This window comes from Curtobacterium sp. PsM8 (assembly GCF_030433875.1).
Classification (GTDB): Bacteria; Actinomycetota; Actinomycetes; order Actinomycetales; family Microbacteriaceae; genus Curtobacterium.
Genome location: NZ_JARUXD010000067.1, coordinates 1 through 18764, shown reverse-complemented (window position 1 = coordinate 18764; position 18764 = coordinate 1). Strand labels below are relative to the sequence as shown.

Below are 18764 nucleotides of genomic sequence, written 5' to 3'. Positions count from 1 at the left end.
GGGCGGGCCGCCCCCCCCCCGGGGGGGGGGCCCCCCCCGGCCGGTCGTCGCGCCGGTGAGCCGCGGTGTCCCGCGCCCCTGTCAGCGCTGACGCGTCGGCGTCATGACGACCTGACCGGCATGGGCGAAGCCGCCGCCGAAGCCGAACAGCAGCGCGGGCACGCCCTCGGGGAGCTCCGCGCGGTGCCAGGCCTTCGACAGCCCGAGCGGGACGCTGGCGGCCGAGGTGTTGCCGGACTCGACGACGTCGCGGACGACGTACTTGCCCTCGCCACCGAGCGCGGCGACGAGGGGCTCGATGATCCGCAGGTTCGCCTGGTGGAACGCGAACACGCCGATGTCGTCGAGGGTCAGGCCGGCGCGTTCGACGACGGCGCGGGCGTGTCCCTCGGCCTCGGTGATCGCCCACCGGTAGATGGAACGACCCTCCTGCTGGAAGATCTCGGGGTCGTGCGTGACACGCACGGCGTCCTGCAGGTGCGGCACGCTCCCCCACGATACGGAGCTGATCTGCGGCTCGTCGGACACGCCGAGGACCGCGGCGCCGGCACCGTCGCCGACCAGGACGCAGGTCGAGCGGTCGGTCCAGTCGGCGATCCGGGAGAGCGTCTCGGACCCGATCACCAGGGCGGTGTCGGCGGAGCCGGTGCGGATCGCCTGGTCGGCCATCGCCATCGCGTACTCGAAGCCGCTGCAGGCGGTGTTGATGTCGATCGGCGCGGGGCCGTTCGACATCCCGAGTGCTGCCGCGACCCGTCCGGCCGTGTAGGGCGAGCGGTCGCGGTGGGTGGTCGAGGCGACCACGACCAGGTCCACGTCGGTGGGTGCGAGCCCGGCGTCCGCCAGGGCGTTGCGCGCGGCCTCGGTCGCCATCGACGTCACGCTGTCGTCCGGACCGGCGATGTGCCGGGTCTTGATGCCGGTGCGGGTGGTGATCCACTCGTCGTTCGTGTCGACCATGGTCGACAGTTCGTCGTTGGTGAGGATCCGGTCGGGCTGGTGGTGGCCGAACCCGATGATCCGGCTGCCTCGAAGTGCTGGGATGTTCACACCCGGCACGCTACGCCTGTCGTCCAGCGGAGCATGCCGGACGCGGCATGCGGCGGCCCGGTCAGTCGCGCGCCTTCGCGGTGGCGCGGCGGTTCGCCTTCTTGATCGCGTCGACGAGTTCGTCCTTCGTCATGCTCGATCGTCCGCTGACGTCCAGGCGCTTCGCGACGTCGAGCAGGTGCGCCTTCGAGGCGTTGGCGTCGACGCCCTCCTCGGTGGTGCCGGAGCCCCGCGAGCCGGCGGCACCGGAGTCCGACGGGCCGGCGGACTCCTTCTCCTCCCAGTGGTCGCCGACCTTCTCGTACTCGTGCTTGACGGCGGCCCAGGCGGTCCGGCCGGCGCGCTGCCCGTCGCCGTACTCGGCCTCGGCGGACTTCCGGGCGGCGCGGTAGACGTCCTGCGCGTGCTCCGGGGACCGCTGCAGGGTGCTGGGGAGGTCGTCGTCGGCGGGCATGTCGGGCTCCTTCACTGCTCCGGTGGTCAGCACCGGTCTGCGGTCGGTGGGTTCCTCCACCGGTACTCCCAGGGCCTGGCAGCCGGTCGAGGGACAGGCGTAGACCTGGGTGATGGACTACACACACCTCGGACGGACAGGGCTGTCGGTGTCACGGGCAGTGCTCGGCACGATGAACTTCGGACCGGAGACCAGCGAGGACGACTCGCACGCGATCATGGACCGGGCGCACGAGCTCGGCGTGAACTTCTTCGACACCGCCAACGCCTACGGCGGCTCGGTGGGCAAGGGCGCCACCGAGGAGATCATCGGGCGCTGGTTCGCCAAGGGCGGCGGCCGACGCGACAAGACGATCCTCGCCACGAAGGTCTACGGCGACATGACCGGCTGGCCCAACGGCGGCAAGCTCAGCGCGTACAACATCCGCCAGTCGATCGACGCCTCGCTCCGTCGCCTGCAGACCGACCACATCGACCTCTACCAGATGCACCACGTCGACCGGGACACCCCCTGGGACGAGATCTGGCAGGCTATGGAGATCGCCGTCGGCCAGGGCAAGGTCCTCTACGTCGGCTCGTCGAACTTCGCCGGGTGGCACATCGCCCAGGCGCAGGAGGCCGCGGCGCACCGGAACTTCCTCGGCCTCGTCAGCGAGCAGTCGATCTACAACCTGGTCGTCCGCGACGTCGAGCGCGAGGTCCTGCCGGCCGCGCAGCACTACGGCCTCGGTGTGATCCCGTGGTCGCCGCTGCAGGGCGGTCTGCTCGGTGGCGTCATCGAGAAGTCCGAGAACGGGTCGCGCCGTCTGTCCGGGCGGAGCGCCGAGTACGTCGACGCCCACCGCGACCAGCTGACCGCGTACGAGTCGTTCGCGAAGGAGCTCGGCCACACACCGGGCGAGCTCGCGCTGGCCTGGCTGCTGCACCAGCCGGGCGTCACCGCACCGATCACCGGCCCGCGCACGATGGAGCAGTGGGAGTCCGCGGTCCGTGCCGTCGACGTTCGCCTCGACGACTCGGCGCTCGCCCGCCTCGACGAGCTCTTCCCCGGCCACGACACGTCCCCCGAGGACTACGCCTGGTGACCTGACACCTCGCGCACACGAGGACGGCCCCCGCTCGGGTGAGCGGGGGCCGTCCTCGTGCGGGAGAGCGTGTCAGCGGACGCCGACCGGGCTCTTGTCCTCCTCGTCGTAGAGGACGTAGCCCTCTTCGCCGTGGACCGCGGTGTCGATGCCGGCGACCTCGTCCTCCGTCTTGACGCGGAAGCCGATCGTCTTCTCGATGATGAAGCCGATGATGAAGGCCAGGACGAACGAGTACGCACCGACGGCACCGGCGGCCGCGGCCTGCTTGCCGAGCTGGGCGAACGAGCCGGAGTAGATCAGGCCGGTGTCGTTGGCGAAGAAGCCGAGGAACAGCGTGCCGAAGATGCCGCCGACCAGGTGCACACCGACCACGTCGAGCGAGTCGTCGAAGCCCAGGCGGTACTTCCAGTCGATGGCGAAGCAGCAGACGATGCCGGCGAGGAAGCCGAGCACCAGGCCCCATCCGGGCGTCAGGTTGGCGCACGCCGGGGTGATCGCGACGAGACCGGTGACGGCACCCGATGCGGCGCCGACCGAGGTGGCCTTGCCGTCCTTGAGCTTCTCGACGAGCAGCCAGCCGAGGATCGCGGCGGCCGGAGCGGCGAGCGTGTTGACCCAGGCGATGGAGGCGATGCCGTCAGCCGCACCTTCGGAGCCGGCGTTGAAGCCGAACCAGCCGAACCAGAGGATGGCGGCACCGAGCAGGACGAAGGGCGGGTTGTGCGGCTTGTGTGCACCCTTGGCGAAACCGACGCGCTTGCCGAGCACCAGCGCCAGGGCGAGGCCCGCGGCACCGGCGTTGATGTGCACCGCGGTGCCACCGGCGAAGTCGATGACACCCCACGTGGCGGCCCAACCCGAGGTCAGGTTGAAGACCCACGAGGCGACCGGGAAGTAGACGACCGTGACCCAGACACCGGCGAAGACCATCCACGCGCCGAACTTGGCGCGGTCGGCGATGGCGCCGGAGATGAGCGCGACGGTGATGATCGCGAACGTGGCCTGGAAGCCGACGAAGGCCATCGACGGGTAGGCCGCGTCGATCTTCGAGGCCTTCGCCTCTTCGAACGCCTGGCCGAGGCCGAGCTGGTTCCAGTCGATGCTGAAGAAGCCGACGACTCCGGAGATCGCCGTGTGGTCGCCGGGGTTGGCGAAGGCGATCGCGTAGCCGTAGAGCACCCAGAGGACGCTCACCAGGGCGATCGCTCCGAACGACATCATCATCATGCTGATGACGGACTTGGCCTTCACCAATCCGCCGTAGAAGAAGGCCAGGCCGGGTGTCATGAACAACACCAGCGCGGCCATCACCAACACGAACGTCGTGTTGCCCTGATCAAGCATGTGTGCACCTCTCGTGAGCTGTGCGGCTCTCGTCCGCCTCGGGTGCGACCGAGTCTGGCGACGGCGTGTTTCACCGGAGCGCTCGGACTGTTTCGCGGAGGTAACGTCACGGCGCCTTCTGTGAACGCTGTGTTTCGTGGACCGGTCAGTGCGGTGTGCAGGTGCCCCGAGCGACGTGCGAGGACGGTCAGGAGGCCCGGGGCTGGGTCTCCGCGCGCGTCAGGGCCACGACACGGCTGGCTGCACGCAGGTACTTCTTGCGGTACCCGCCCTCGAGCATCACCTCGGGGTACACGGTGTCGAGCGGGATGCCGGACGCGACGATCCGCACCTGCGCGTCGTACAGCCGGTCGACGAGCGCCACCCAGCGGAGCGCATCGGTCTGGTCGGTGAACGCCTGCACGTCGGTCAGGCCCACGGCGTCGAGGCCGTCGACCAGCGCGACGTACTTCGACGGGTGCACCGACGCCAGGTGGGCCACGACGGACCGGAAGTCGTCCTGTGTGACGCGGGCCGGGCCTCCCGTCCCGGAACCAGACGCCGACGCGGTCACCGTCGCCAGGACGGACGGGACGTCGTCGACGACGGAGGCGGACTCGTCGACGGCACGACGACGGAAGTCGAGGCCGTCGATGCGCATCGTGTCGAACCGGTCCGACATCGCCTGGATCTCGCGGAGGAAGTCCTGCGCCGCGAACCGGCCCTCGCCGAGCGCGCCCGGCGGGGTGTTCGAGGTGGCAGCGAAGCGGGTGCCGGACTCGGACAGCTCCTTGATGAGCCGCGTCATGACCATGGTGTCGCCCGGGTCGTCGAGCTCGAACTCGTCGATGCAGACCAGCGCGGTGCCGCGGAGCAGGTCGACGGTGCCCTGGAAGCCGAGTGCGCCGACCAGGGCCGTGTACTCGATGAAGGTGCCGAACGTCTTCCGGCCGGATGCGGCGTGGTAGGCGGCGGCGAGCAGGTGGGTCTTGCCGACGCCGAACCCGCCGTCCAGGTACACACCCGAACGCGTCGGCGTCTCGGGCTCCTTGCGCTTCCGGCCGAACAGCCCGCGCTTGGCGGGCTCGGGCGGCGTCGCGACGAAGGCCTCGACCGCGTCCCGGACCTCGGCCTGCGACGCGTACTCCGGGTCGGGGCGGTACGAGGCGAACGACGCGGTGGTGAACTGCGGCGGCGGCACCAGCGACTCGGCCATCTGCTGCGGGGTCACCTGCGGGTCGCGGTCCACGAGGTGGGCGACGGGAGCGAGTTCGGGCAAGACGGCCTTCCGGTGCGGAGCGTGCGTGTCGTGTTCGTCGTGCGGTGTCACGGTGCGGCGGGGACTCGGCCCGCCCGCGTACCGTTGCCGTCGACGCGCAAGGACCGATCGTAGTCCGCACGCCACCGATCCCCAGGAGGTACCCCCGATGACCGCACCGGTCGACCCGTCCGAGAAGTTCCGCTCCTACGCGCACCCCGAGCGCCTGGTGTCCACCGAGTGGCTGCAGGAGCAACTCGACGCCGGAGCCGGATCGCCGGAGCTCGTCGTGGTGGAGTCCGACGAGGACGTCCTGCTCTACGAGACCGGGCACATCCCGGGCTCGGTGAAGATCGACTGGCACACCGACCTCAACGACCCGGTGCAGCGCGACTACATCGACGGCGAGGCGTTCGCCCTTCTGGTCGGCGGCAAGGGCATCGGCCGCGACACCACCGTCGTCATCCACGGCGACAAGAACAACTGGTGGGCCGCCTACGCCCTCTGGGTCTTCACGCTCTTCGGGCACGCGGACGTCCGCCTGCTCGACGGCGGCCGGGCGAAGTGGATCGCCGAAGGCCGTGCGATGACCACCGACCGGACGGCCGTCGCCCCGGTCGAGTACCCCGTCGTTGAGCGGCACGACGAGCCGGTCCGTGCCTTCAAGGACGACGTCCTCGCGCACCTCGGCAAGCCGCTCATCGACGTCCGGAGCGCCCCCGAGTACGACGGCTCCCGCACCACCGCGCCGGACTACCCGGAGGAAGGCGCCCTCCGCGGCGGCCACATCCCCACCGCCGTGAACATCCCCTGGGCGACCGCAGCCGCCGCGGACGGCACGTTCCGGTCCCGCGAGGAGCTCGACGCCGTCTACCGTGACGGTGCCGGCATCGGCGACGCGGACGAGGTCATCGCCTACTGCCGCATCGGTGAGCGCTCGAGCCACACCTGGTTCGTCCTGCAGCACCTGCTCGGCTACGACAACGTCCGCAACTACGACGGCTCGTGGACCGAGTGGGGCAGCGCCGTCCGCGTCCCGATCGTGCAGGGCTCGGAGCCGGGTACGCTGCCCTCTCGATGACGGACGCAGCACTCCCCCAGCCCCTCGCCGAGATCCGCGACGACTTCCTCGCGCTCTCGTTGAACGACCGCCTGCAGCTCCTGCTCGAGTTCTCCGACGAGCTGCCGGCCCTGCCGCCGCGCCTGCAGGGCCACGAGGACGAACTCGAACGTGTCGAGGAGTGCCAGTCCCCGGTCTTCATCACCGTCACGGTCGGCGAGGACGGCGACGCCCCCGACGTCGTCCGGATGCACGCCACCGCGCCGCGCGAGTCGCCCACCACCCGGGGGTTCGCCTCGATCCTGGCGCAGGGGCTCTCCGGTCTGACCGCCGAGCAGGTCCTCGCCGTGCCGGCCGACTACCCGCTCACGATCGGGCTGTCCGAGGCGGTCAGTCCGCTGCGGATCCGCGGCATGGTCGGCATGCTCGGCCGGGTGCAGCGGCAGGTCACGGCGGCGGTCGCGTAGCTGCCTCGTTCCGGACGGGCGCGGCCCGCTCAGCGGTGACGCGCCTCCCGTCCGTCGTTCCCGCCGTCTGCTGAGCGTTCCGGCGGAACGAGCGGTGCACGTGACAGGATGGGCCCGTCAACCGACGAGGGGAACGGGACGACATGGGGAAGATCCACGGCAACGACCCGACGGGGTACTCATACGGAGACGCCGACGGACTGAAGTCCGCTGCGACGGGGCTCGCGAACGCGATCAGCGGCCAATCGGGGTCACGGGCGTCGTACGTCACGACCGCGAGCCGGGAGTTCCGGGGGTACTTCTCCAAGGTCTTCGCGGACAACGCGGACGTCGCCTCCCGAGGGGCGTCCGAGCTCGTCGGCGCTCTGCAGAGCCTGTCCGGCTTCGTCGAGCAGCTGCGTGAGGCCGCGAAGCAGGAGGACGACCGGCGGGCGAAGGCGAAGGCCTGGGCGGCGCGCAAGAAGGAGCGCGAGGACAACTTCTTCGTCGCCGCGACCCACGAGGTCGGGACCTGGTTCGGCGCCGACGACGACCCGAAGCCACCGGAGCCGGAGCCCGAGCCGCACCGCCAGGCCGACGCCGTGACCGTGAGCGGCCGGACCATCCCGGCCGGTGGGGGTGGCGGAGGCGGCGGCACGTCGTCGGCGGTGCCCGCAGACCTCCGGTCGTTCCAGTCCGGCATCCGGTCGTGCGACGAGTCACTCGCCGGTGCGGTCTCGACCTTCCGCAATGCCCTGACCGACTACGAGTCCGGCTGCAACCCGTGCTGGGGCACGCTGAACGCGCAGTCGCTCGTGACCGCCGTGAACGACTGGCTGACCGCGAACGGTCAGGACGCGGCCTGGGCGGGCACCGTCGCGGCGCAGTTCGAGGCCGCAGGCGGTGGCATCGGACCCGCCACGCTGTCGGACGCCTCGATCTCGGCGGCCCTGGCGGCGGCCGGCATCGACGCCACCCGCGACGACCTGACCATCGGCCCGTTCTCGGCGATGGGGACCCCGCCGACGAACGGCTTCGCCGACGACCCGGTGAACACCGCGACGGGCAACTTCCTCGAGCCGGAGACGGACCTGCGCTTCGGTGGGGCCGCGGCAGCGCTGCACTTCTCGCGGATGTACAACTCGCTCGACACCCGGGTCGGGTGGTTCGGCATCGGCTGGTCGTCGGTGCTCGACGTCCGGTTGGAGCTCGGCGACGAGGTCGCGTCGATCGTGCTCGAGGACGGACGCCAGGTCGACTTCCCCCGGGACGGCGACGGCTGGGGACGCGGGGTCGGCGAGGACCTCTGGCTCCGCCGTGAGGACGCCGTGCTCGTCGTCGCCGACAACGCCGGCGGTCGATGGACGTTCACGCGGGCCGGGCTCTGGCTCGGCACCGACCGGGGGCCGGGCACCGGCGTCTCGGTCGTCCGAGGCGCCGACGACCGGATCACCCGGCTCGAGCACGAACTCGGCCGCGCGGTCCACGTCGAGTACCAGGACGACCGCGTCGCCTCCGTCTCGGCGTCGGACGGCCGCCGTGTCGAGTACCGGTACGACGACGCCCGCCGCCTCGTCGCCGCGCAGGACGCGGTCGGCACGCGACGCTACCGGTGGGACGACGCAGGCCTGGTCGACCAGGTGACCGCGGCCTCCGGCGTCGTCGAGTGCGTCAACATGTACGACGCGCAGGGCCGTGTGGTCGAGCAGCGCACCCCGTTCGGACGCACCGTCCGGTTCGCGTACCTGCAGGGCCGGGTGACCTCGGTGTCGGACACCGACGGAACCGCCACGAACACCTGGATCTCGGACCGGAAGGGCCGCGTCGTCGGCATCGTCGACGCCGACGGCCGCCGTCAGTCGATGTCGTACGACCCGCACGGCAACCTGGTGTCGGTCACCGAGCGCGACGGCCAGACGACCGTCCACGGGTACGACGACCGTGGCCGACGCCTCCGCACCGTGACGCCGGAGGGCGCCGACCTGACGTACGGCCACGACGAGCAGGACCGCATCACGACGGTCGTCACGGCAGGTGGCGGTGTCGTCGAGTACGAGTACGCCGACGCGGCGGACCGCAACCCGTCGGTCGTCGTCGACCCCGTCGGCGGTCGGACCGAGCTCGAGTGGCGCGGTGGTGTGCTCGTCCGGTGCACCGACCCGACCGGGGTGACCGTCACCTTCCACCACGACCGGTTCGGCGACGTCGTCGGCATCGAGGACGCCGACGGCGCGGTCGCACGACTCGAGCGCGACGACGCCGGTCGTGTCGTCGAAGCCCGGACACCTCTCGGCCACCGCACGCGCTACCGGTACGACGCCACCGGGCTGTTGACCTCCCGCGAGGAGCCCGACGGCGGCGTGTGGCGGTACGAACACGGTCCGGGCGGTCGGGTCACCGCGACGGTCGATCCCACCGGTGCGCGGACCGAGCTGACGTACGGGCCGCACGGCCAGGTCGTCGCCACGACCGACCCGCTCGGTCGGGTCGTCACGAAGGCCTTCGACGCGCTCGGCAACGTGACGACGGCGACCCTGCCGGACGGGGCCGAGTGGCGCTTCGTCCACGACGCGCTCTCGCGTCTCGGCACCGTGGTCGACCCGGCCGGCGGCAGCTGGACCCGCGAGTACGACGCAACCGGGCAGGTCAGCGCCACCGTCGACCCCACCGGCGTCCGGACCGACACCGAGCGCGCACGCGTCGACGGCATCGCGATCGTGCGGAACGCATTCGAGGACGTCACCGTCCGCACGGACGAACTCGGTCGGCCGCTGTCGGTCGAACACGCCGACACCTCCGCGGAGCTGACCACCTACGACGCCGCCGGACGCCCGGTGGAACTCGTCGACGCCGACGGTGGCCTCACGGTCATCGAGCGCGACCGGGCCGGTCGTGTCGTGGCCGTGACGACGCCCGCCGGGCGGACCAGCCGCTACGAGTACGACCGCTGTGGTCGTCCCGTCGCCGCCGTCGACCCGGCCGGCGCCCGCACCACGCTGACCTACGACGCCGATTCGCGGATCACAGCGCGCACGATGCCCGACGGGACCGTCGCGCGGACCGAGTACGACGCCGTCGGCCGTGTCGTGCGCTCCCAGGTGCCGGGTGTCGGCACCGCAGAGTACCGGTACGACCGGGTCGGTCGGGTCGTCTCGGCACGGGACTCCCGGTTCGGACAGCGGACCTTCCGGTACGACGCCGCCGGCCAGTTGACCGCTGCGGTGAACGGACTCGGTGGGGTGACCCGCTACGAGTACGACGAGCGCGGTCGACTCGTGCGCACCACCGACCCACTCGGTGGCGTGACGGTCCGGACGTACACGCAGCTCGACAAGGTGTCGTCGTCCACTGATCCCCTGGGACGAACGACCACCGCGACCTACGACGCGGCCGGGCGCCAGCTGACCCAGACCGATCCCGATGGCAAGGTCCTGCGATGGGAGCACGACGCCGCCGGGCTCGAGGTCGCCCAGTACGCGGATGACGCACTGCTCGCCCGCATCGACCGCGACCCGCGCGCCCGCACGGTCACGATCACCGACCACACCCGTGGCGGGGATCCGGTGGCCCACACGCTGGAGTACAGCCGGCTCGGACAGCTCGTCCGTCGCAGCACCGACTCCCGTGAGACCCGGTGGAGTCACGACGCCGACGGCCTCCGCACCGCTGTGTACTCCCCCGACGGCACGGTCACCCGGTACGACCGCGACGCAGTGGGTCGTGTCAGCCGTCTCGAGCACACCGCCTTCGGCGAGGTCCGGTACGACCACGACCCTGCCGGACGTCTGACGGGCCTCCGGGCCGGTGACCAGTTGCAGTCCTGGCGGTACGCGGACGGCCAGCTCGTCGAGCACACGACGACCGACGCCGACGGGTCCGACGTGACCCGCATCGAGCGTGACCCCGACGGGCGGATCCTGACGGTGGACGGCCCCACCGGACGGACCGGGTACGGCCACGACGACGGGGCACAGCTGGTCTCCGCCGAACTCGTGTCCGCGGTGGGACCTGACCACCGGTCCGAATGGGTCTACGACGCAGCCGGACGGCTCGTCGAGGAACGCATCGATGATCGAGTCCGCCGGTTCCACCACGACGCGGCAGGTCAGCTCCTCCGGGTCGAGGACGGTGACGAGTCCGTCACCTACGAGTACGACGGGCGCGGCCAGCGCACGCGCGAACTCCGGAGCGACGGCAGCACCACCGACTCACTCTGGGACGCCCGCGGGTGGCTCACGGGCACCCGGACGCAGGGTCCAGATGGCTCAGCGTCGACGGACCTGACGGTCGATGCCCTCGGTGAACTCGCCGAGGTCGACGGTGTCCCGATCACGTGGGACACCGCGGCGGCCACGCCGACGCTCCTCGCGGTCGGCGACGCCCCGGTCCTCCGTGCTCACGGTGGCATCACCGGAATCGGTGACGCCTGGACGACCGCCGGCTGGCGCAGCGCCCGTGCGGCCTCGGAGGCGGACCCGTGGCAGGTCCTCGCCGACGTCGGAGGCGCGTCCCTGCCCGCGGCCGTCGGTCTGGGTGCCGACGGCACCCTGCAGGTCGCCGGACTCGAGTGGATGGGCGCCCGCGCCTACGACCCGACCACCCGCGGGTTCCTCTCCGTTGACCCGCTCGCTCCGCCCGCCGGAGCCGCCTGGGGTGGCAACCCGTACTCGTTCGCCGGCAACGACCCGCTGCACGCGCTCGACCCGCTCGGGCTCGCGCCGATCACCGACGCCGAACTCGAGGCCTACGCTGCCAGCGAGCAGGGTCCCCTCGCCCGAGCCGCAGCGGCCACGGGCGAATGGTTCAAGGACAACTGGGAGTACGTCGCCGGTGGCGCGATGGTCGTCGGCGGTGGACTCCTCATGGCCACCGGTGTCGGCGGCCCGGTCGGCATGATGCTCATCAGCGCCGGCGCGGACACCATCATCCAGAAGGCCACCACCGGCGAGGTCAATTGGGGGCAGGTCGCCGTCAGCGGAGCGTTCGGCGCGGTCGGCGGCGGCTTCGGTGCGGCGATCGGGAAGCACTTCGTCGGCAACGCGGTCGAGGGTGCTGTCGAGAACGTCGCGAACACCGTCGTCAGTGGGCAGCCGGTCACGCCGGGCAGCCTGCTGCGGAACGCTGCCGAGGGCGCCGCGACGTCGGCTGCGACCGGCGGGGTGCTCAACAAGGTGCATCTGCCGAGTGCAGTAGGCAAGCTGGGCGACCACGAACCATTCGCGCCTGGGACCGTTTATCTGCAGGAAGACACACGCGGTCTGCGCAAGCTGTACGTCGGACAAGTGAAGAGCGACGAGCGCCTCGCGGCACGAGAACGCGAACACGCTCGAGCTCACCCGAACTCCCAATTCAGGTACGAGGAGCTAGACCGTGGTTGGCCGGGCGAACATCTCGACCGATTGGAGGAATCTCACATCAGACGCCTTGGCGGACCGACTAACAAGAGCAATCCTGACGGAGGACTTGAAAACAAGCGCCATCAAATGAGCGAAAAACGCTACCGAGAAGCAGGAGGCGATCCCCATGAGATCGGATAGTAAAATCTTTAAGGTCAGCGAGGGCGACGTGTTCAGTATTCCGATGAACGATCAGGTCGCGTTCATCGGACAAGTTCTGCGCATCAGGGGTTCGCGGATGTTCGTCGTCGTCTTCGACCACCTCGTCGATCTCCCGACAGATATTGACGAAGCCCGCAACGCCATGAGGCATCTTCCGATTGTCACAAGCTGGACCTTCGATGCTCGCTTCCGTCCCGGAATGTGGACTTTCGTCACGAACGCAACTGCAGATCGCCAGGAACTCCTCCCGGCCTTCACTTGGGGTTTCCCCGAGACCGGTGGCGTGCGCGTCACAAGCTTTGACGAGACGAAAACCCGCTACGCGACCGCGGAGGAAGCCGCGAGTATCCCGCGGAGAATCACGCGATCACCCATGCTCATCGAGGACTTCCTCCTCATGCACGCAGGAATCAAGCGTCACGACCCAGCGCTCGACGAAGTGCGCTACATCCCTGTTCCGTCATCTGCGGAACTTTTTGACAAGTGATTATCACATAACGCAAAATCTACAGTCTTTTGTTGGAAGAATGACACTAAACGCTGGCTTGCCACCCATCCCACTTGCCGCCCGTCGCCAGGAGGACCTCCTCGAGAAAGCGTCGCGCATCATTCTGACCGTCCGGGATCTCGACCGGATCTTCGCGCACTCGACGGTTCCCGTACCACCGGAGGTCGAGTCGGTGCTGGCTCGCGCTGAGAAGGGCGACGAGGTCTTCGCCGACCGCTTCAGCGCAGCGGAGTTCGTGACCATGGTGCGCACACGGTACCTGGCCCGCGAACCGAACCTCCAGGAGCTGATCGAGCCGCTCGGAGGCCTGGGCAGCGCTCCGGTCCTCTTCTGCCAGGTGGAGTCCGGCGAGGAGGTGGTGTCGCTCGTGCTCGACGAGCACGAGAACGAGGTGCTCGCTGTGACCTACCTCGATCGATCTCGGACGGCGAGGACAATCTCGGTCGGGGACCTCCGCGGGCTCCTTCTGGCGTCGACACTCCCGGCCGCAGGCCGCGCCCTGTCCGCGATCGAAGCGCTGCCCGACGACCGGCTCCTCCGCCTCGGCGAGACCGAGGCCTCCAGCATCGCGAGGACGCTCTGGACGAAGTACAACCTGGCACGTGAGAAGGGGGTCACGGTGGTCGGACTGGAACAGTTCACGAAGGACCTCTCCGATGCCGGCCCGACGGGGGCCCTGCTGTGCTCGGCCTGGCTGCAAGATTCGCTGGTGACCGCTGCCCTGGACCCGACTGCTCGTCGGATCGTCGGCGTGCTCTTCATCACCGATTTCCTGCCCCCGGCCAGATACAAAAACCCCGCTCGGTGATTGCCGACCTGGAGGGTAAGGCCGGGACGACCTCCATCGCGAACGGCATTCGGCACGGCGTCGTGATTCGAGTAGTCATCAGAAACGATGAGATCATTTCCGGATTCCCTACCAACACATCGAAAAACGCGCGATGAACGACGTTGACAATTACCGCAATCAGGCACTCCGCATCATCAGCGGACTCGAAGAGCGGCTCGGAATTCAAGCATTGGAAGATGCGCGCGATCTCGTTGAATGCAACGAAGCCCCTATCGGTCTGAGCATCGCAGCAGGGCTCATCGCGGAGCGCAACCTCACTGTTCCCATGTGGATCGTCGAGGACATCAAACGTCTCTTGCAAGAGTGGCCAGAGGAACTGGCTGAGCTTCCCGAACATTTCGAGGCGCATGGCTCTGTTCTCCTCCGCGGCGATGTGCACCCGAAGGGCCGAGCACCTGATCGAGGGTTCCGTATGCTGCGCCTTTTCACTCTTGACTTGATCCAAAATGAAGACGTGGATGTCGAACTCGACGACATTCTGGAGTCTCTGCACCTGCCCGAGCTTTACTGGACAGCAGAGGACATCTTCGTCAATGTCTCCCCCGGTTCCGGATTGGAAATAACTGAACTCGAACAGGTGTCGAGCACAGCCGGTCTCCCCAAGCCGGTACTCGACCCCGCCACGTTCACTCGTCTCGCCGCAGCCACGGTGCAGTTCATCGAGGGCGAGTTCATCGGCTTCGAGGCAGCAGATGTGGGTCAGCTCGACAAAGCCGTGATCGTGATCGATGTGGTGGACGGAGCATGGTGGACGGTGATCCTCGACCTGGACCGAGTCGGAGTGAAAGACCGGTTCACTTCGATCTTCGGGGAAGGAACACCGGCGGCGGCCATGTCCCGCCGTCCACACGACCCCTGAAGGAAGGCCCGTGGTCGTCTTCGACTGGGTCGAGAACACCCCAGCGCGGCGGTGAGACGAAGGCACCGGTTCCCCTGGACGGCAACCGAGGCAGACTTGACGAGTACATCATCCCGAACGGCATCGAGAAGGGCGTGATCCAACTCGATAGGGTCAGCGGCATCAATCCGGAGTTCTGACATGCAAGAAGTCTTTTTTCTCTCCTCCACGGACAGCAAGCGATTCTCGTCCGTCTTCCGGTGCGAAGTGGAACGACCGATCGAGCTCCCGAACGGTCGCCATGCACTGATGGTCAGCTGCGATCCGCCGCTGAACGGTCAGGAGCTCGGCCACCCGCTGGGCATCGGGGAGCTGTTGCTCTGGAGTCGCTTCGAAGACGAAGACCTCTGGACCTTCCCCGCCTTCCCGCACTTCGTGCAGATCTGTCTCCCTGACGTCGATCTGCCTGTCCATGCCATGCCTCCGAGCATCGCGTGGGGCGAGATCTACAAGATCGAGGCAGACGCAAACGCCCACGAGATGAGTGCTCGCTCGCGCTCCTCGACGAAGTGATCGAGTTGGTCGGCAAGCTCCGGCAGACTCGTGAACCGCACTCCGAGGCAGCAGGAAGCGATTGGTGAGAGCGAGCGAATGAGGATCATGTCGTTCCGCAGGAGATCAGGCCGCCCGGCCACCAGGAGACCCCAGCCCGACTTCGTCACCTACCACCGCTTCATCGGTTCGCAACCGACGGGCGTCCTGGAGTTCCGCAACGTCGTCAACGGCATGATGATCCCCCCACTGCGCTGGCTCGTCACCGACCTGGACATGGTCGCGCTGCCCCACTCGGACCTCGATGTCCTCGAGTGGGAGCAGAAGCTGCGCGACAGCAGCGGCGCCGGTCTGTGGATCACCGACGACGACATGCGGCGCTTCGTCCGGGACAACCACCAGATGATCGACGGCGAGTTCTTCGGCTCCCCGATCGACAGCACCACGACGGACGCCTCGCAGGCAGTGATCCGCATCGACTTCTTCGACAGCACGACGGTCACGGTGACCCTGGATCGTTCGGTGATCGGGACCTCCTGGGAGTTCGAACTGTTCCTCGGACCCGGCGTTGCCTTACCGGGCATCGGGAGCCGCGACGAGGAGACCGCCGCCCAGCAGCGCCGCGCACAGGACGAGCAACGCCGCGCACAGGAGGAACGTGACGGTCAGCAGATCCGCGCACTCGTCCGCGCGTGCCTCCAGAACGCTCGGATCGACGAGGCGCCGGCGCTCCTCACCCAGCTCGACGCAGTGGTCGACGTCACGCCGTCCGGGCGGCGCGCGTGGGCGCTCGCGCTCGAACGCGACGAGGCACCCCGCGTCGACCTCCCCGATGGACCACTGCCGGAAACCCCCAGTTACCGGACCGACGCCGAGCCAGTCGGCGGCGAGTTGCTCATCTGGGTGCACGACGGCAGGATGCAGATGGTCGAGCTCGCGTGGTTCACCGACGCGATGCCGACTGAACTGCCGCGTGTCGATCAGCTCGTGTTCCCGCGCAGCGAGACGCCAGGGACGGAGAGGACCGTGACGAACACCACGTCCGCCACCGTCCAACTGCACGTCGCCGGCGACACGGTCGACGCCATCGCGATCGACACCGCCGTCACAGTCCGTTTCTCGAGCGGAGCAACCCTCCGGTTCGAGACAGCCTTCTCGCTGACCGAGACCGACGGCACGCACACGTTCATGGAGCCGGGCGACCCGCCCTCGCTCCTGCCGCTCCTCGCTCTGCACACGAAGGTGGTGGAACGCGGCACCGTCACCGGCGCCCGCATCGCCGTCCGCTTCGCATCGGGTGAGCTGCTGGAGGGGTGGTCCCACCGCGACCGGCCGTCGTGGCACTGGTCCGAACCAGGACGAGCGCGCCTGGACATCGACGTCCTGACCGGCGGCGAGGTCGTCGCCCGCACGCTGCCCGGAGGGACGCCGTCATGAGCGCGGCAGCGGGTCACGACGGTCCCGGAGGAGGCTCCGTGACCGACGACCACAGGCTCGATCTCACCGACGCCCGGGTGGACGTCCTGACCGTCACCTTCCAGACCACCATCGGGTTCTCGAACGGCACGACGGTGCAGTTCGAGACCGAGTTCGCGATCACCGGTCGGGACGGGGAACGCCGGATCGTGGATCCGGGGCAGAAAGCAACGCTCGCACCCGTCCTGGCCCTGCCCGGCGACACGGTCACGAACGCGACACTCGACGGCGCCGACCTCCGGGTCGACTTCGCATCCGGGACGGTCCTGCAGGCCTGGCCCGACGAGTCGTACGAGTCGTGGAACCACCACGGCGCCGGGCCGGAGCCCCGGATGATCATCGCCATGCCCGGCGGTGGCCTGGCAGTCGTCGACCCACCAGCAACGTCCGACTGACCAGTCGTGCCACGATGGGGTGTCATCGGACGAGGGGAACGGACGACGTGTTCGGCAAGCGCAAGAAGGACCAGCCATCGGGCTCCGAGTTCCACCAGGCTGACAGCGAACAGCAGCTCTTCGCGCAGCTCCTGGCCGAGACCAGGGCGGACCCCGAGAAGGTCTTCACCATCGACATGGTCGGCCGCGGTACACCCGGCCGTGACCTCGACGAACAGGTCGAACGACTTCGACGCTCCGGTGTGACGGCGTCGCATCCGCCAGCCACGGAAGCAGCAGCAGACCGCTCGTCCGCACGCGCAGATCCGTCCGCCGACGAGCTGGTCCCACTCAGCCGCCAGCCGTTCATCGCCGAGACCGGTGACGTCTTCTTCATCCCGGACGGCGGCGGCAGCGTGCTGCTCGGGCACGTCCTCGCGACGCTGCACGACGCCGTCTACGTCGCGGTCTTCCAGCGCCCCGAGGACCTGCCGCGCCCCGCCGACCCGCTCGTCGTGCTCGCCACGCAGCCGGTGGTGGCTGGGCTCACCCTGCCGGCGCGGTTCCAGCCGGGCATGTGGGAGGTCGTCGGCAACGTCGCCCCGGACACCGCCCGGCTGTTGCCCGCGTACACCTGGGGCACGGACCTCGACGGCGTGCACGTCACCGACTTCTCCGGGTCGCGTTCCCGACCCGCGACCGAGATCGAGGCGACGACGATCTCCCGCCGGATCGTCGTGTCGCCGTACTTCATCGACATCGCCGTCCGCGCCGTGGTCGGCCTCGTCGACTGGCACCCCGACTTCGAGCACCTCCGCTACCGCTCCACCCCGCGGTCCGTCGACCTCTTCCCCGACCGCTGAAGCTGGTAGCCGTTGCAGTGTCCGTCTCCCGCCGACGGTGTCCCGCCACGGTCGTCGTCGCACTCCGAACAACGAAGTGTCGAGATGCCCACCGACGAGCTGCTCCCGCTCAGCATCAGGAAGGAGGAGGCCGGATGACCTCGACACTGCCGCAGGACCTCAATATGGTCACTTACACGATCCCCGCTGATCGCATCGCGCTGCCCGACCTCGTGCAGTTCTTCTCAGAGCTCGAGACACCAGCGCTCAGAACATCAGAACTCGAGGCGCCCGGGCTCGTCTGGGTCCTCACGACCCTGTATGCCGTCACGTCCCCTGACCAGTTGGTCGAGGCGCTCCCCCTCGAACGCCGTGTCAACGCGGCGGAGGGACCAGGGCTCATCCTCAGCCACGCCGAGGCGACGGAGACCGCTGACAGCATCTGGCAGCTCATCGACGGCGAGTTCCTCGGGTACCTCCGCGGCGCCGACCTGACCGACGAGACCAACCTGGTCGTCCGCATCGATGCGTTCGACAGCGGCGAATGGACCGTGACGGTCCGACCACCGCTCACGATGATGAGCGATGCCTTCGACCGGACGTACCGCCCGGCGCGGCCCGGTCGACCGGCGACCCGTCTCGAGGAGTTCGGGCCCGGCCGGCAGACGACGATCTAGATGCTCGCTTCGTAGCCGTCCCACTGTGCGCCGGAGGTCTCCGCGGTGATCCCTTCGAAGAACCGCACCGCCTCGCCGAGTCGGGCGTCGTCCACCAGCACGTTCTGCTGATCGGCGGCAACGTACCACTCCGCACCCGACGGCTTGACTGCGACGTTCCACCCGGCGGCGGCGATCCGCGCGGAGGCTGCCTCGGCGGACCCTTCGTCCGGGAAGTAGACGAAGTGGACCCAGTCGCGCGGCTGGGACAGGTCGCCGCCCCGCTGCACGATCTGCTGCAGCACGGGGTTGGTCGGCAACGAGGGCACCGCCTCGGGGCGCTTGCGGAACGGCCACATGGGTCGAGTGTCGCAGACGGTACCCACGGCGGACGGGAGGCGCGGTGGGGGCGGGGGCCTGGGGGGGTTTGCC

The 18764-nt window shown here is 69.0% G+C and carries 17 protein-coding genes; 12 read left to right on the top strand and 5 right to left on the bottom strand.

Annotated features, from left to right (window positions below; genetic code table 11):
- Window positions 1-81: 81 nt before the first annotated feature.
- The gene (locus tag QCD68_RS14035; RefSeq protein WP_301223459.1) at window positions 82-1050 is read right to left on the bottom strand and encodes a beta-ketoacyl-ACP synthase III; all 969 of its coding nucleotides are present in this window, start codon (window positions 1048-1050) and stop codon (window positions 82-84) included.
- Window positions 1051-1111: 61 nt separating this feature from the next.
- On the bottom strand, window positions 1112-1504 hold the full coding sequence (locus tag QCD68_RS14030; RefSeq protein ID WP_111073313.1) for a ChaB family protein: 393 nt from the start codon (window positions 1502-1504) through the stop codon (window positions 1112-1114).
- Window positions 1505-1616: 112 nt separating this feature from the next.
- Between QCD68_RS14030 and QCD68_RS14025 the strand changes: the two genes are divergently transcribed.
- Window positions 1617-2588 (top strand): aldo/keto reductase, encoded by a 972-nt coding sequence (locus QCD68_RS14025; protein WP_301223457.1) that lies wholly within the window; start codon window positions 1617-1619, stop codon window positions 2586-2588.
- Window positions 2589-2660: 72 nt separating this feature from the next.
- Here QCD68_RS14025 and QCD68_RS14020 read toward each other — a convergent pair whose 3' ends face one another.
- Both QCD68_RS14020 and zapE read right to left on the bottom strand, forming a co-directional pair.
- On the bottom strand, window positions 2661-3935 hold the full coding sequence (locus tag QCD68_RS14020; protein WP_290156919.1) for an ammonium transporter: 1275 nt from the start codon (window positions 3933-3935) through the stop codon (window positions 2661-2663).
- Window positions 3936-4122: 187 nt separating this feature from the next.
- Window positions 4123-5193 (bottom strand): cell division protein ZapE, encoded by a 1071-nt coding sequence (gene zapE, locus QCD68_RS14015; RefSeq protein ID WP_301223455.1) that lies wholly within the window; start codon window positions 5191-5193, stop codon window positions 4123-4125.
- 148 nt (window positions 5194-5341) lie between these two features.
- On the opposite strand from zapE, the gene QCD68_RS14010 reads away from it, so the two are divergent.
- From QCD68_RS14010 to QCD68_RS13960, 11 genes are all read left to right on the top strand, one after another.
- The gene (locus QCD68_RS14010; RefSeq protein WP_301223454.1) at window positions 5342-6253 is read left to right on the top strand and encodes a sulfurtransferase; all 912 of its coding nucleotides are present in this window, start codon (window positions 5342-5344) and stop codon (window positions 6251-6253) included.
- Window positions 6250-6699, top strand: coding sequence for a SufE family protein (locus tag QCD68_RS14005; protein WP_111073309.1), 450 nt, complete (start codon window positions 6250-6252; stop codon window positions 6697-6699). The genes QCD68_RS14010 and QCD68_RS14005 overlap by 4 nt, the downstream gene beginning before the upstream one ends.
- Before the next feature lie 143 nt (window positions 6700-6842).
- Complete coding sequence (locus tag QCD68_RS14000; protein WP_301223453.1) at window positions 6843-12215, top strand: DUF6531 domain-containing protein; 5373 nt, start codon at window positions 6843-6845, stop codon at window positions 12213-12215.
- A 43-nt stretch (window positions 12216-12258) separates the two neighbouring features.
- Window positions 12259-12723: a hypothetical protein gene (locus QCD68_RS13995; protein WP_301223452.1), complete on the top strand. Its 465-nt coding sequence runs from the start codon at window positions 12259-12261 to the stop codon at window positions 12721-12723.
- A gap of 193 nt (window positions 12724-12916) precedes the next feature.
- Complete coding sequence (locus tag QCD68_RS13990) at window positions 12917-13552, top strand: hypothetical protein (RefSeq protein ID WP_301223451.1); 636 nt, start codon at window positions 12917-12919, stop codon at window positions 13550-13552.
- Window positions 13553-13685: 133 nt separating this feature from the next.
- Window positions 13686-14453: a hypothetical protein gene (locus QCD68_RS13985; protein ID WP_301223450.1), complete on the top strand. Its 768-nt coding sequence runs from the start codon at window positions 13686-13688 to the stop codon at window positions 14451-14453.
- A gap of 180 nt (window positions 14454-14633) precedes the next feature.
- The gene (locus QCD68_RS13980) at window positions 14634-15005 is read left to right on the top strand and encodes a hypothetical protein (protein ID WP_301223449.1); all 372 of its coding nucleotides are present in this window, start codon (window positions 14634-14636) and stop codon (window positions 15003-15005) included.
- Between the two features lie 87 nt (window positions 15006-15092).
- Window positions 15093-16421 carry a DUF6188 family protein gene (locus tag QCD68_RS13975; RefSeq protein WP_301223448.1) on the top strand — a complete coding sequence of 443 codons (1329 nt, stop codon included), beginning with the start codon at window positions 15093-15095 and terminating at the stop codon, window positions 16419-16421.
- A gap of 38 nt (window positions 16422-16459) precedes the next feature.
- Window positions 16460-16855 (top strand): DUF6188 family protein, encoded by a 396-nt coding sequence (locus QCD68_RS13970; RefSeq protein WP_301223447.1) that lies wholly within the window; start codon window positions 16460-16462, stop codon window positions 16853-16855.
- Window positions 16856-16902: 47 nt separating this feature from the next.
- A complete protein-coding gene (locus tag QCD68_RS13965; protein WP_301223446.1) occupies window positions 16903-17697 on the top strand; it encodes a hypothetical protein in 795 nt (264 codons plus the stop codon).
- A gap of 134 nt (window positions 17698-17831) precedes the next feature.
- Complete coding sequence (locus tag QCD68_RS13960) at window positions 17832-18353, top strand: hypothetical protein (RefSeq protein WP_301223445.1); 522 nt, start codon at window positions 17832-17834, stop codon at window positions 18351-18353.
- Here the strand turns inward: QCD68_RS13960 and QCD68_RS13955 are convergent.
- Window positions 18350-18691 carry a ribonuclease E inhibitor RraB gene (locus QCD68_RS13955; protein WP_301223444.1) on the bottom strand — a complete coding sequence of 114 codons (342 nt, stop codon included), beginning with the start codon at window positions 18689-18691 and terminating at the stop codon, window positions 18350-18352. The genes QCD68_RS13960 and QCD68_RS13955 overlap by 4 nt on opposite strands.
- Window positions 18692-18764 lie beyond the last annotated feature (73 nt).

What these genes read in the sequence shown, in the direction of transcription:
- QCD68_RS14030 (WP_111073313.1), bottom strand. Translation starts at nt 1,504, where the DNA reads ATGCCCGCCGACGACGACCTCCCCAGCACCCTGCAGCGGTCCCCGGAG.
- QCD68_RS14025 (WP_301223457.1), top strand. Translation starts at nt 1,617, where the DNA reads ATGGACTACACACACCTCGGACGGACAGGGCTGTCGGTGTCACGGGCA.
- QCD68_RS14020 (WP_290156919.1), bottom strand. Translation starts at nt 3,935, where the DNA reads ATGCTTGATCAGGGCAACACGACGTTCGTGTTGGTGATGGCCGCGCTG.
- QCD68_RS14010 (WP_301223454.1), top strand. Translation starts at nt 5,342, where the DNA reads ATGACCGCACCGGTCGACCCGTCCGAGAAGTTCCGCTCCTACGCGCAC.
- QCD68_RS14005 (WP_111073309.1), top strand. Translation starts at nt 6,250, where the DNA reads ATGACGGACGCAGCACTCCCCCAGCCCCTCGCCGAGATCCGCGACGAC.
- QCD68_RS14000 (WP_301223453.1), top strand. Translation starts at nt 6,843, where the DNA reads ATGGGGAAGATCCACGGCAACGACCCGACGGGGTACTCATACGGAGAC.
- QCD68_RS13995 (WP_301223452.1), top strand. Translation starts at nt 12,259, where the DNA reads ATGAACGATCAGGTCGCGTTCATCGGACAAGTTCTGCGCATCAGGGGT.
- QCD68_RS13985 (WP_301223450.1), top strand. Translation starts at nt 13,686, where the DNA reads ATGAACGACGTTGACAATTACCGCAATCAGGCACTCCGCATCATCAGC.
- QCD68_RS13980 (WP_301223449.1), top strand. Translation starts at nt 14,634, where the DNA reads ATGCAAGAAGTCTTTTTTCTCTCCTCCACGGACAGCAAGCGATTCTCG.
- QCD68_RS13975 (WP_301223448.1), top strand. Translation starts at nt 15,093, where the DNA reads ATGTCGTTCCGCAGGAGATCAGGCCGCCCGGCCACCAGGAGACCCCAG.
- QCD68_RS13960 (WP_301223445.1), top strand. Translation starts at nt 17,832, where the DNA reads ATGACCTCGACACTGCCGCAGGACCTCAATATGGTCACTTACACGATC.
- QCD68_RS13955 (WP_301223444.1), bottom strand. Translation starts at nt 18,691, where the DNA reads ATGTGGCCGTTCCGCAAGCGCCCCGAGGCGGTGCCCTCGTTGCCGACC.